Source organism: Aquirufa antheringensis (assembly GCF_004307425.1).
Lineage (GTDB): Bacteria > Bacteroidota > Bacteroidia > Cytophagales > Spirosomataceae > Aquirufa > Aquirufa antheringensis.
The window spans coordinates 211,554-225,154 of record NZ_SEWZ01000004.1 but is presented as its reverse complement, the minus strand read 5'-3'; the positions used below and the strand labels follow the sequence as shown (position 1 = coordinate 225,154).

10 protein-coding genes and 1 tRNA gene are annotated in these 13,601 nt (G+C 40.1%); 4 read left to right on the top strand and 7 right to left on the bottom strand.

Annotated features, from left to right (window positions below; all coding sequences use genetic code 11):
- The first annotated feature begins 50 nt into the window (after nucleotides 1–50).
- From EWU21_RS09615 to nspC, 4 genes are read left to right on the top strand one after another with little or no spacing between them, the layout of a single operon-like run.
- Nucleotides 51–3,371 (top strand): UvrD-helicase domain-containing protein, encoded by a 3,321-nt coding sequence (locus EWU21_RS09615; RefSeq protein ID WP_130896746.1) that lies wholly within the window; start codon nucleotides 51–53, stop codon nucleotides 3,369–3,371.
- Nucleotides 3,364–3,852, top strand: coding sequence for a C40 family peptidase (locus EWU21_RS09610; RefSeq protein ID WP_130896745.1), 489 nt, complete (start codon nucleotides 3,364–3,366; stop codon nucleotides 3,850–3,852). Before EWU21_RS09615 ends, EWU21_RS09610 begins: the two co-directional genes overlap by 8 nt.
- Before the next feature lie 51 nt (nucleotides 3,853–3,903).
- Complete coding sequence (locus EWU21_RS09605) at nucleotides 3,904–5,118, top strand: saccharopine dehydrogenase family protein (protein ID WP_130896744.1); 1,215 nt, start codon at nucleotides 3,904–3,906, stop codon at nucleotides 5,116–5,118.
- 1 nt (nucleotide 5,119) lies between these two features.
- Nucleotides 5,120–6,250 carry a carboxynorspermidine decarboxylase gene (gene nspC, locus EWU21_RS09600; RefSeq protein WP_236633210.1) on the top strand — a complete coding sequence of 377 codons (1,131 nt, stop codon included), beginning with the start codon at nucleotides 5,120–5,122 and terminating at the stop codon, nucleotides 6,248–6,250.
- Nucleotides 6,251–6,253: 3 nt separating this feature from the next.
- Here the strand turns inward: nspC and EWU21_RS09595 are convergent.
- The 7 genes from EWU21_RS09595 to lepA form a co-directional block, all read right to left on the bottom strand.
- A tRNA-Ala gene (locus tag EWU21_RS09595) sits at nucleotides 6,254–6,327 on the bottom strand.
- A 1-nt stretch (nucleotide 6,328) separates the two neighbouring features.
- Entirely contained in the window at nucleotides 6,329–6,850 is a 522-nt protein-coding gene (locus EWU21_RS09590; protein ID WP_130896742.1) for a hypothetical protein, read from the bottom strand.
- A 1-nt stretch (nucleotide 6,851) separates the two neighbouring features.
- Nucleotides 6,852–7,904, bottom strand: coding sequence for a histidinol-phosphate transaminase (hisC, locus tag EWU21_RS09585; RefSeq protein WP_130896741.1), 1,053 nt, complete (start codon nucleotides 7,902–7,904; stop codon nucleotides 6,852–6,854).
- A gap of 2 nt (nucleotides 7,905–7,906) precedes the next feature.
- The gene (gene hisD / locus EWU21_RS09580) at nucleotides 7,907–9,169 is read right to left on the bottom strand and encodes a histidinol dehydrogenase (protein ID WP_130896740.1); all 1,263 of its coding nucleotides are present in this window, start codon (nucleotides 9,167–9,169) and stop codon (nucleotides 7,907–7,909) included.
- Nucleotides 9,170–9,171: 2 nt separating this feature from the next.
- Entirely contained in the window at nucleotides 9,172–10,035 is an 864-nt protein-coding gene (hisG, locus tag EWU21_RS09575; protein WP_130896739.1) for an ATP phosphoribosyltransferase, read from the bottom strand.
- A 57-nt stretch (nucleotides 10,036–10,092) separates the two neighbouring features.
- Entirely contained in the window at nucleotides 10,093–11,715 is a 1,623-nt protein-coding gene (locus EWU21_RS09570) for a 2-oxo acid dehydrogenase subunit E2 (RefSeq protein WP_130896738.1), read from the bottom strand.
- A 74-nt stretch (nucleotides 11,716–11,789) separates the two neighbouring features.
- Nucleotides 11,790–13,577, bottom strand: coding sequence for a translation elongation factor 4 (gene lepA, locus EWU21_RS09565; protein ID WP_130896737.1), 1,788 nt, complete (start codon nucleotides 13,575–13,577; stop codon nucleotides 11,790–11,792).
- Nucleotides 13,578–13,601: the final 24 nt, after the last annotated feature.

The following is a 13,601-nucleotide window of genomic DNA, read 5'->3' as shown; positions in this document are numbered from 1 at the left end:
ACCGAATTAATCCTATTTTTATTTTATCTTGCATTCTTAATAGAATTTCGATGAAACCTCAACAAATCACCCTCTTTTCTGCCTCAGCCGGATCAGGTAAAACCTATACCTTGACGATTGAGTATATCAAGATGGCGCTCTCAGAGGTGGAATCGAAGGGATATTTCCGTCGGATTTTGGCCGTCACCTTTACGATCAAAGCGGCGGAAGAAATGCGTCAAAGAATTTTGCAATTTTTAGCAGGAATGGCAGATTATCCCACTTTCACTTATACATCCTCTGCTGAACAATCAAAAGTTTTAGCGATTCTAGATAAGGTGCAATCCGAATTAGCAGAAGACGGTATTCATTTAACAAAAGAACAATTAGCGGAGAGGGCGGGTACCACTTTGCAACAAATCCTTCAAGATTATGGATTGTTCTCCGTGATGACGATTGATTCTTTTGTCCAAAGACTCAGTGCCTCCTTCATTGATGAATTAAATCTCCCTAGTCAATATGAGGTAGTATTAGATTCCAATGGATTGATTCATGAATTAATTAATCGGCTGTTAGATCAGGTAAATAGTACGGGAGATGCCGAACTGAGCGAATTAATTTTATCGTTTGCGAATCAAGAAATAGCGGAAGGACGGAATTGGAATCGAATGCGGGATAGTTTGCATGGTTTTCTAAAGATTTCGTTAGAAGAGAAGTTTTTAGCGATTGAGCCGAATCTATCACTTTTTCAAGTCAGTGATTTTCTTCGTTTAGAAGATCAATTACGCGGCTTACTTCAACAGATGTTGCAAGAAGTGAAAGGGGCGGCTGAATCCTTTATAAGGATTATAGATTCGCTTGGTTTACCGGATGCCTTCTATTATTATGGAGGGACCGGTCCAGTGGGAAATATGCGATCCTTTTTGCGTAATCCTGAGATAGCCGATAAAGCTTATGCTAATTTTAAGAAAGCGATTGAGGCAAATATGTGGACTTCAGCTAAAGCAACTGGTGCAGATAAAGCTATAATTGAGCAGCATGCAGCTGAATTAGGTGAATTAGGAAGGCAATTCATTGACTTGCAGTCGTTGTATGTAAAACGGTATCGTTTTTTGCATTGGGTTTTGAAGGATTTAAAGAAGCTTGCCTTGTTAAATCTGATTCAACGCGAAATGCGGGTTTATCAACAAGAAAACTCAGCAATTCCCATTTCTGAATTTTCTAAACGGGTGTACGAAGTGATTTCACAGGATCCCATCCCTTTTATTTATGAGAAATTAGGCGATCGCTATTTCCATATATTTATTGATGAGTTCCAGGATACCTCCATTTTGCAATGGAAGAACTTTATGCCTTTAGTGGAGAATGCGACATCTGTGGGGAAACGTAGTTTATTAGTAGGGGATGCGAAGCAATCGATTTATAAGTTTAGGGGAGGGGAAGTTAGTTTGATTGCTTCTTTAGCCACTCAGGATGTATCTTTAGTTTCTGATCATTTTGCAACGGACTCGCTTGATGAACAACGATTTGATTATTTATTAAACCAAATAGGCCCTAAAGCCTTAAATGATAATTACCGAAGTGCCACCGAGATAGTTGAATTTAATAATCGTTTTTACCATTCTTTAGTGGAGAATGAATCAGTTTTAGCCTTATGTCCTTTAATAGAACCCCTTTATGGAGCTAATTTAAAGCAAAATCCGAAAGTGGCTTCATCTGATTTTAACGGTAAGGTTGATTTAATCGTATACCATAAATCTCAAGAGAATTTTGGGTTTACAGAACCAGAAAATGAGTTTATGTTTGAGCAGGTGATGAATTTGATCAGACATAATCGACACATTGGATTTAGATATGCAGACATAGCTATTTTGGCGCGAAAGAATAAACATGCTAGGTATTTAGCCTTGCGTTTAAAAGAAGAGGGAGTTCCTGTTATTTCATCAGACTCTCTTTTAGTCCATTATTCACCTGTTGTAGGATTTATCCTTTCTTTTTTAGCTCTGAAAGAGCATCCTAAAGAATCGCTTTATTTGTATGAAGTGATCTATCAATATGCTGAAATGAAGGGACAGGAGGTTTCGGCTTTGGATTTAACCTATGTGGAAGAATTAGCAGGTGACGCTTTTGAAAAAGCTGAACAGTATTTTTTAAGTAAGGGAATGGAGGTTCCTGCATTTTCCGATCTTTTACGTTGGGTGTATGATGTGGTTGCAGCTTTTGATCTTTTGATTGATAGCACAGGTCAGGAGTATGTTTGGAAGTTTTTAGATATTTTAAATGAATATGTTCTTTTGAAGGACAAATTGGTGGCTGGATTCCTGCTGCATTTTAATCTAAATCGGAATTCGTATTGTATTACTAGTTCTAACCAAGCGGATGCCGTTACTATTTCAAGTATTCATAAGTCCAAAGGTTTAGAATATCCCGTGGTCATTCTGCCATTCGTCAATTGGACGTTCCAAGCTGATTCAGAGAAGATTTGGTATGAAATGGGAGAGGAGGAATCGGAAGATTTAGGTATGGGTGAAATAGCACGCTTAAAACATATATATGGGAGAGTGACCTCCTCGGAGGTTTTGGCTTTTCCTACTTTGGCACTACAAACAAAAAAGGAAAAAGAAGCCATTTTTCTAGATGCGTTAAATATGTTGTACGTCGCAACCACACGACCTAAACAATCCTTGCATCTGCTACTTACTGTCCCAGAGCCTGATATGCACACCAAGACTATTTCCACTTATGCTAATTCCGTGGGCAGATTAGTCTATGATTATGCGCAAACGCTATCTGAATCAACCGAATTGCCTCTTTATTTAAAGACAGAAAAAGATTGGAAAACTGCCTATTTTACATTTTCAAACGAATCAGTCATTCCGTCATTAACGCATGATGTAACATTTGACCTAGAGAAAAAGGTTCAAATACGTTTAGGGGGTGTCAATGCCCCTGTTTCACTTCGGGTGAATTCAGCTAAATCGGATTTGTATACCTCCGCTTCTAAAAAACGGGAAATAGGAAATCAATTGCATGATTTATTAGCTCAATTGCCTGATATGGAGGCATGGTCACAGGTGAGAGCGAAATCAAAGGTGGATGTATCTTCTTTAGATGCCCTTTTTGAATCTCAGCAAGTGCGTGCCTTCTTCGTAAAAGATATTTTAGCCTTTAAGGAAGTTGATTTATTATGCCCGGACGGAAAAATTATTCGCCCAGACCGGGTTAATAAAATTGGAGAGGCTTTACAAGTGATTGATTTTAAAACGGGGAAACAAAAGCCGGAACACCAGGAGCAAATACAACGCTATAAACAAACTTTAGTGGAAATGGGATACCAGGTGACACAAGGAGTTTTAATTTATATTGAAACGAAAGAATTAGTCTATGTATAAGCGTTTACTTTACCTCGCCTTTTTAGTGTTGATTTTAGATTCTTGCTCATTTGTAAAGAGAATTTTTCACCGATCAGGTTCTTCGTATTATAGTAGCTCTGAAATTAAAGCTATCGTGAAAGAGGCGAAAAAATTTAAAGGAGTTCCCTACAAAACGGGCGGCATGGATAAAAAGGGGATGGACTGTTCTGGATTATTATTCACATCCTATGCCGTTAATGATTTCTCTATCCCTCGTGTTTCTTCGGATCAAGCGAAATTTGGGGATGAAATTAGGTTGAAAGACATTCAGTTGGGGGATTGGGTGTTTTTTGCAACGGGGAAAGTGGGGCTCATTAATCACGTCGGTTTAGTGACCAAAGACCAACCCGCTATTAGCTTTATTCATGCGAGTACCACGTACGGCGTTCGAGAGGATTTGTTGTACCAAAAGTTTTGGCTCGATCGTATCGTCAAAATTATTCGTCCATTTAAAAATTAATATGGTTTTTAGGCATTGATGTTCTATTTTTGCATTTCTTTTTAAAATGCTATGTCTAAAAAAATTGTAATTATTGGTGCTGGTGGCGTGGGTAATGTAGTCGTAAAGAAATGCGCGATGAATCCTGCTTCCTTTTCTGAGATCGTTTTAGCTTCTCGTACTTTATCAAAATGTGATGCCATTGCCGCTGAGTGTGCTGCGATAGGTTTGCCTACTGCCGTGAAAACACGTCAGGTGGATGCAGATAATGTACCGGAATTAGTGGCTCTTTTCAATGAGGAAAAGCCATTCTTAGTTATCAATGTGGCTTTACCTTACCAAGATTTGACCATTATGGATGCTTGTCTTGAGGCAGGTGTTCACTATTTAGATACCGCGAATTACGAACCTAAAGACGTAGCTAAGTTTGAATATTCATGGCAGTGGGCCTACCAAGAGAAGTTTAAGAAAGCCGGATTAATGGCTTTGTTAGGCTGTGGGTTTGATCCAGGTGTGACAGGTGTTTATACGGCTTATGCAAACAAGCATTATTTCGATGAGATGCATTACCTAGATATCATCGATTGTAACGCAGGAGATCACGGAAAAGCATTCGCTACTAATTTTAACCCGGAAATTAATATCCGCGAGATTACGCAGAAAGGTAAATACTGGGAGAATGGCGAATGGATTGAGATCGAACCGATGTCGATTCACAAGCCCATTGATTACCCAAACATTGGCCCTAAAGAGTCTTATGTACTTTACCACGAAGAATTAGAGTCATTGACAAAGAATTTCCCTACGCTAAAGCGTGCACGTTTTTGGATGACCTTTGGTCAAGCCTATTTAACGCACTTAGAAGTTCTACAAAATGTAGGAATGACTTCTATTGCACCTATTAAGTTTAATGGTATGGATATTGTTCCTTTGGAATTCCTCAAGGCGGTTCTTCCAGAGCCAGGAACCTTAGGAGAGAATTATTCTGGCCAAACTTCGATTGGTTGCCAAATCAAGGGGATCAAAGAGGGGAAAGAAGCAACTTATTACGTTTGGAATAACTGCCACCACGCAGATTGCTATAAGGAAGTTCAAGCACAGGGAGTTAGTTATACGACGGGTGTTCCTGCGATGATTGGGGCCTCTTTAATGATTGATGGTTCTTGGTTTGCTCCAGGCGTATTTAACGTGGAAGAATTTAACCCAGATCCTTTCATGGAATTATTGAACATCCATGGTTTACCTTGGGAGGAACAACATAACATCACTTTACCTCACGAATACTAAAATGACCTATTATCCTTCGATTCCATCTCCTTGTTATGTATTGGAGGAAAATTTATTGGTTGCAAATCTTGCACTTTTGAAGCGAGTTCAAGAAGAAGCAGGTATAGAGATTATTTGTGCATTAAAAGGATTTTCTTTTTACCATGAATTTCCACTCGTAAAGCAGTATTTAGCAGGTGCTACAGCCAGTTCCCTACATGAAGCGCGTTTAGCTTTTGAGGAAATGGGTGTTAGACCTCACGTGTATTCTCCTGCTTATTTAGAAGCAGATTGGGTTGAATTAGCTTCGTATGCTGGTCACATTACCTTTAACTCCCTGAATCAATACCATCACTTTAAGGATCGTGCACACGCTGCAGGAATTTCATGTGGTTTACGTATTAATCCGGAGTATGCAGAAGTGGAAACAGATATGTACAATCCTTGTGTGGCAGGCTCGCGTTTAGGTATTCGTCGTTCTGATTTAGGCGATTTACCGGATGGAATTGAGGGTTTACATTCGCATACGCTATGTGAAAATGATTCCTTTGTATTGGAACGTACGCTTGCGGTTATCGAAGCGAAATTTGGGGATTTGTTACCCAGCTTAAAATGGTTGAATTTAGGTGGTGGACACTTGATTACTCGAGCAGATTACGATGTCACACATTTAATTGGATTATTAAAAGGTTTTCGAGAAAAATACCCCAATCTGCAGATTATTCTAGAACCGGGTTCTGCCGTAGGTTGGCAAACAGGTTTTTTAAAATCAACTGTTTTAGATATAGTTGAGTCTGCCGGTATTATGGTGGCTATTTTAGATGTCTCTTTTGCAGCCCATATGCCTGACACCTTAGAGATGCCCTATAAACCACGGATAAGAGGAGCGAATTCAGAGCCTGAAGCAGGAAAGCCTACGTATCGTTTTGGTGGAATGACCTGCCTTGCGGGTGACTTTTATGGAGATTATTCGTTTGAGAAGGAATTGCAAATCGGTGATGAAATTATCTTAGAAGATATGATTCATTATACGATGGTAAAAACGACAACTTTTAACGGAGTAAATTTACCTAGTATAGGTAAGATAGATTTTAAAGGGGATTTCTATCTGCTGAAATCATTCAGTTACGAATCTTTTAAAGATCGACTGTAAATGTGGAGAAGATCGGTCTCGAACCGACGACCTCTTGCATGCCATGCAAGCGCTCTAGCCAACTGAGCTACATCCCCATTAAAAATTGACCTTAACTCCCACACCACCTTGGATGTGCAGGAAAAATGGGTTAGGTAGTATTTCTGAATACATCCCTAACTCCGCAAAAAAAGATAGATTGGGCGCATCAATCGGAAAATATTCTAAGCCAGCGATGCCTGCCGCACCTAATCCCCGTTTTGTTTCAGGAAAAACTGAATTATCGGAGAAAAGATTTCTGGATACAAATTGCGGACCAGCCCCATAATAATAATGTAAATCGGAATTGACTAGGGTAGGACGGTGCCATAAATACTGGGCACTAATGGAAAAACCAATATTCTGAAATGACCCATTTTGGTATGAGCGATTAGTTCCCCAAAGACCTCCATACGTCCCAAAATTAACTTCAACCGCATTTTTCCCATTAGGTAGGTAGCGCTTAATCATAAATCCACCTGGTTCTCCCACTCTAAAACCAGCTGCCCAATCTTTCATCTGTGCCTTAACCGAAGTCAGGCTACAAAAGAAGAATAGGAATAGAATAAAGCGTTTTAACATGTTATGCAGAATAGAATTGTTTAATTAGTTGAACTAATTTATCGTTTTCTTCTGATAACCCAATCGTAATTCGAATAGAATCTTCACATAAGGCGACAGAACTTCTGTTTCTAGTGATTAATTGGGACTCAATTAAGTAATTAAATAACTCAGTAGCACGCTTGAAATGAACTAAAATGAAGTTGGCATCTGATGGGTAGATCTGAATGATATCAGGAATGTTTTGTAACGAGTCTACAAGCCGAGTTCGCTCTGCCAAAATTAATCGAACAGAATCATTCTTAAATGAAGGGTTTTTTAAGGCTTTAAAAACAATCTCCTGTGTTGCTCCTCCAATATTATAGGGAGGTTTTATTTTATTTAATAATTGAATAAGGGTGGGATGTGCAAAGGCCATTCCTAATCGCAAGGAAGCTAATCCATAGGCTTTGGAAAGCGTCTGCATCACAATGACCTGAGGGTATTTCGCTAATTCTAAAATGAAACTAGGTTCATCCGAAAAATCGATATATGCTTCGTCAATGACGACAAAACCTGTTTTAAAGGATTCAATTAGCGTATAGATATCCGAACGTTTCAATTTGTTTCCGGTCGGATTATTAGGCGAACAAAGAAAAAGCAAACGAGTATTTTGATCAACCGTCTGTAAAATTCCCTCCACATCTAATTGATAATTCTTGCTTAGGCTAACTTTACGCTGCTCAATATGATTGATGGATGCACTCACCTCATACATGCCATAAGTAGGAGGGCACAATATAATGTTGTGGACACCTGATTGACATGTCATACGCATGAGTAAATCGATAGCCTCGTCAGATCCATTTCCCAGGAAGATTTGATTCGTAGAACACGATTTGATGGCGGCTAACTGATCTTTAATGGCTAATTGTAACGGATCAGGATAGCGATTCCAGTTCTCAGAAACGCCTGAACCTAACGGATTTTCATTCGCATCTAAAAATATGCCTTCCTTCCCTTTAAACTCATCTCGTGCTGATGAATAAGGCTTTAAGTTCCAAATATGGGGTAATATGAAGTTTTCGAAATTCATACTTAGCTTAATCTAATTTTAACGGCATTCGCGTGAGCTTGCAATGATTCTGCCTCAGCCATATCAATAATGGTCTTACCTAATTGCTCTAGACCTTGTTTAGTGATCGACTGCAAAGTGATTTTCTTCGTAAACGAATCCAAATTAACTCCTGAATAAGCTCTTGCAAATCCATTAGTAGGTAACGTATGATTAGTTCCTGAAGCATAATCACCTGCAGATTCGGGAGTATAATGTCCTAAGAAGATCGATCCAGCATTTCTAATGTGCCCTGAGAATTCTTCCGCATTGTCACAAGCCAAAATCAAGTGTTCTGCGGCATACTCGTTTAATAAGTCTACCGCCTCAGATGAAGTATTTACTAAGACAAATTTAGAGTTAGCTAGGGCTTTTTCAGCTAAGTCTCTTCTAGGTAACTCAGCTAATTGAATATGGATCGCTTCCATCGTTTCTTCAACTATAGAAGATGACGTGCTCACTAATATGACTTGTGAATCCGCACCATGTTCTGCTTGTGATAACAAATCGGAAGCGATATAAGCTGGATTAGCCGTGTGATCAGCATAGACAGCTACTTCAGATGGTCCAGCCGGCATATCAATCGCTGTGCCTAATCGGTTAGCATACATTTTAGCCGCCGTAACATATTGATTTCCTGGGCCAAAGATTTTATAAACAGAAGGAACACTCTCCGTTCCTAGGCTCAATGCGGCAATAGCTTGTGAACCGCCCACTTTAGCCATCTTCGTTACGCCACATAATTTTGCAGCGTAGAAAATAGCAGGGTGAGTAGCAGGTGTACAAAGAACCACTTCCTGACATTCAGCGATGCGAGCCGGAATGGCCAACATCAATACGGTAGAGAATAGGGGAGCGGTTCCTCCAGGAATGTAGATTCCTACTTTATCGATGCCTGTTGATTTTTGCCAACAAACAACACCCGGATTAACTTCAATTTTATTGGTTTCTAACTTTTGTGCTTCGTGAAAGGCATAAATATTAGCGTAGGCATGATCGATTGCCTTTTGTAATGCTATATCTGTTTTTGAGGCTAAATCCTCCATTTCTGCGGCCGTATACAGAATATCTGTAATCTCTCTCTTTTCGTAGGTTGCCGTTAATTCCCGTAAGGCTTGATCGCCTTTCGATCTAACTTGGCTAAAAACGTCAGAAATTAAGGCATCTAATTGTCCCTGCTCTAAAGCCGGACGCTGACATATAGCTGCATAATCTATACGAGAAGGATAATTGATTTGTGTAAACATGATTAGAGAATCATTTTTTCAATTGGTAAAACTAAAATACCTTCAGCACCCGCATCACGTAGGTTTTCAATGATATTCCAAAAGTCATTTTCCTCAATCACCGAATGCAATGAGAACCAGCCTTTCGTAGCTAATGGCAAGACCGAAGGAGATTTCATGCCCGGTAAAAAAGCGGTCACTTTATCAATGTTTTGTTCTTGTACGTTTAAAACTACGTATTTCGCATTTTGGCCTCTTTGAACCGAGTCTATTCTAAATAATAATTTATCTAAAATGGCCTGCTTCTCGGATGATAAGGTCGCGTTTGCGATCATCACGGCTTGGCTTTGGAAAACCGTCGCCACTTCTTTAAGGCCATTGCTTAGTAGCGTACCACCTGTAGAAACTATATCACATATGCCTTCTGCGAGTCCGATAGAAGGGGCTATCTCTACAGAACCTGAGATCTCGTGCATTTCTGCCTTAACACCGTTCTTGAGTAGGAATTGGCTTGTTAGGTTCGGATACGAAGTCGCAATGCTTTTTCCTTCGAACTGTTTTAAATCCGTATAGTTCTCACCACGAGGGATAGCTAATGAAAGGCGACATTTAGAAAAGCCTAATTCTTTAACCACATCCACTTTTCGCGTATGTTCCATTAACACATTTAAACCAACAACACCTAAATCAGCCACACCATCTTCCACATAACCCGGAATATCGTCGTCACGTAAGAAAAGAAATTCAATAGGGAAGTTGCTCGAAATAGAACGAAGCTTAGATCCGCCTGACTCAAATTTAATGCCACACTCCTTGAATAATTTCAAAGAGTCATCGCTAAGGCGTCCTGACTTCTGTACCGCAATTCTGATATTGTTTGTGCTCATCGTATTTAATCTAAAAAAAGCAAGCCTCGAGGTTATTCGAGGCTTGCAGAATCAATTTTATAAAAACATTTTGATTGGGTCCTCTAGGTATTGTTTCAGGGTTAACAGGAACGCAGCTCCTGTAGCACCATCTACCACGCGATGATCACAAGTCAATGTTAATTTCATAATGTTGGTGGCATAGAATTGGCCATTCTTCACACCTACCGTTTCTTTAATTCCACCTACGGCAAGAATACAAGACTCCGGTGAGTTGATGATGGAAGTAAATTGATCAATACCGAACATACCTAAATTAGAAACCGTAAATGTGTTACCTTCCCAATCTTTCGGTTGTAATAATTTACCTTTAGCCTTAGCGCCTAAATCTTTAGCTTCTGCAGAGATTTGTGCGATTGATTTTTCCGATGCAAAGCGGATTACAGGAACTAACAAACCGTCTTCCACTGCAACAGCCATACCGATATGTACATGTTTGTTGACACGGATACGATCCTCCATCCAGTAAGAATTTACTTTCGGGTGTTTCGCAAGGGATAGGGCAGTAGCCTTGATCACCATGTCGTTGAATGAAATCTTCACGGGGAATGTTTCATTCATGCTCACACGTGCTTCCATCGCTTTATCCATGTTGATTTCCATCGTTAGATAGAATTCTGGAGCGCTGAATTTAGATTCAGATAAACGTCGTGCGATAGTTTTACGCATCTGACTGTTCGGAATATCTTCGAAGCTTTCTACTCCTCCAGTGAAGTTCGCATTTGCGCCACCTGAATTAGGATTGTATTCTTCTACGTCAGCTTTCGTGATACGTCCACCTTCACCCGTTCCCGTGATCCAGTTTAAGTTATATCCTTTTTCTTTTGCCAAAGCACGAGCTAAAGGACTAGCCTTCAATTCTGCACCTGGTTTAGAAGCTGTTTTTTCTTCCACCACTGGCGCTTTAGTAACGATAGGCGCTGGTGCACTTGCTACAGGAGCAGCTACAGGAGCTGCTGGCGCTGGTGCAGGAATACTTGCTTTAGGAGCCGCTTCTGCATCCAAGATTAACTGGAAATTAGCACCCGGCTCACCTACAATGGCAATAATACCATCTACAATGACACCTTGTCCTTCTTTTGCACCAATATATAATAGAGTACCATCTTCATAGTTCTCTAATTCCATCGTTGCTTTGTCTGTTTCTACTTCCGCAATGATATCGCCATTCTTAATGACATCACCCACCGCTTTTAACCATTTAGCGATGACACCCTCGATCATGGTATCACTCATCTTAGGCATACGAACTGCCACTGCTTTCACACCACTTAAATCAATGGCAGGAGTTGCAGCTGGCGCTTGCGCTACTGGAGCAGCCGCTGCGGCAACAGGTTCAGATGCTACGGGAGCAGGAGATGTGGCTGCAGCCGGTGCGGCTAATAGTGCTGAATAATCTTCACCTGGTGTACCTACGATCGCAATAATTCCATCTACAGGAACTGCTTCGCCTACTTTTACACCAATATATAATAAAGTACCGTCTTCGTAATTTTCTAGTTCCATCGTTGCTTTGTCTGTCTCGACCTCTGCAATGATGTCACCTGATTTAATAACGTCACCTTCTTTTTTTAGCCAATTAGCGATCACACCTTCTAACATCGTGTCGCTCATCTTGGGCATTCTAATAATTTCAGCCATCTTATTTTGTTTGAAAGTTTAAAATTACGCTTTAAACCCTGTTTTTAAAAATTTTATGTGATAATTATTCCGTATTAATCTAGTTTAAGAACGGCCATAAATGCTTCTTGTGGAATTTCTACGTTACCCACTTGGCGCATCCGTTTCTTTCCTTTCTTCTGCTTCTCTAATAATTTACGTTTACGAGAGATGTCACCACCATAACATTTGGCCAAAACATCTTTACGCAACGCCTTCACCGTCTCACGAGCAATAATTTTCTGCCCAATAGCCGCTTGAATCGCAATTTCAAATTGCTGTCTCGGGATCAATTCACGTAATTTCTCACACAAGCGTTTACCCCAATCATAGGCCTTGTCCCGGTGTACGATAGCTGATAAAGCATCCACTTTGTCTCCATTTAACATGATATCAAGCTTCACCATTTCACCTGGCTCGTAATCTTTGTATTCGTAATCTAGGGAAGCGTATCCTCTCGAAATTGTCTTTAAGCGATCAAAGAAGTCAAATACGACCTCAGATAAGGGCATATCAAACGTTAATTCAACACGATCCGTCGTCAAGTAGATTTGATTCACTAAAATACCCCGCTTATCCATACAAAGGCTCATGATGACCCCCGTATACTCAGATTTGGTAATAATTTGTGCCTTAATATAGGGTTCCTCGATGATGTTAATCAAATTCGGTTCCGGTAAATCAGCAGGAGCAGAAACCCATAATACTTCATCAGCCGTGGTAATGACTTTGAATTTTACAGAGGGAACCGTCGTGATCACCGTCATATCAAACTCACGTTCTAGACGTTCTTGCACAATTTCCATGTGTAACATGCCTAAGAAACCACAACGGAATCCAAATCCTAAGGCAGCTGAAGTCTCAGGCTCCCACACTAAAGAAGCATCATTTAACTGAAGCTTCTCCATCGCATCGCGCAAATCCTCAAATTCCGATGTTTCTACTGGATAAATACCGGCGAAAACCATCGGTTTTACTTCTTCAAAACCTTGGATCGCAGAAAGGGTAGGGTTTGCCACGTGTGTGATCGTATCACCCACTTTTACTTCCTTCGCCTCTTTAATACCTGAAATCAGGTAGCCTACGTCACCGGTTTTAATGATTTGTTTGGGTTCTTGTTCTAATCCCAGCGTACCAATTTCATCCGCGTAGTATTCTTTACCTGTATTAATGAATTTTACTTTATCACCTTTTCTGATTTCTCCATTATACACTCGGAAAATAACCTCAATACCGCGGTAAGAGTTGAACGTTGAGTCAAAGATCAAGGCTTGTAAGGGCGCTTCAGGTTCTCCTTTAGGAGCAGGGATTCTAGCTACAACCGCATCTAAAATATCCTGTATACCAATTCCTTCCTTACCGGAGGCGTGAATAATATCTTCTTTTTTGCATCCGATTAAATCAATGATTTGGTCCGAAACCTCCTCCGGCATAGCACCTGGTAAATCGATTTTATTTAAGACAGGGATAATTTCTAGATCGTGGCTGATAGCCAAGTATAAATTGGAAATAGTTTGCGCCTCAATACCTTGTGATGCATCCACGATTAATAAGGCGCCTTCACAAGCAGCAATAGAACGGGATACCTCATAGGAGAAATCGACGTGACCAGGAGTATCAATCAAGTTAAATGTATACAATTCCCCATCTTTAGGGTATTGCATTTGAATGGCGTGAGATTTAATCGTAATGCCGCGCTCGCGCTCTAAATCCATATCATCGAGCAATTGATTCATCATGTCGCGCTTTTGAACGGTATTGGTGAATTCAATTAATCGATCGGCCAAAGTACTTTTACCGTGATCAATATGGGCAATGATGCAAAAATTACGCAGGTGTTTCATATAGAATTATTTCTCCTTAGGGCT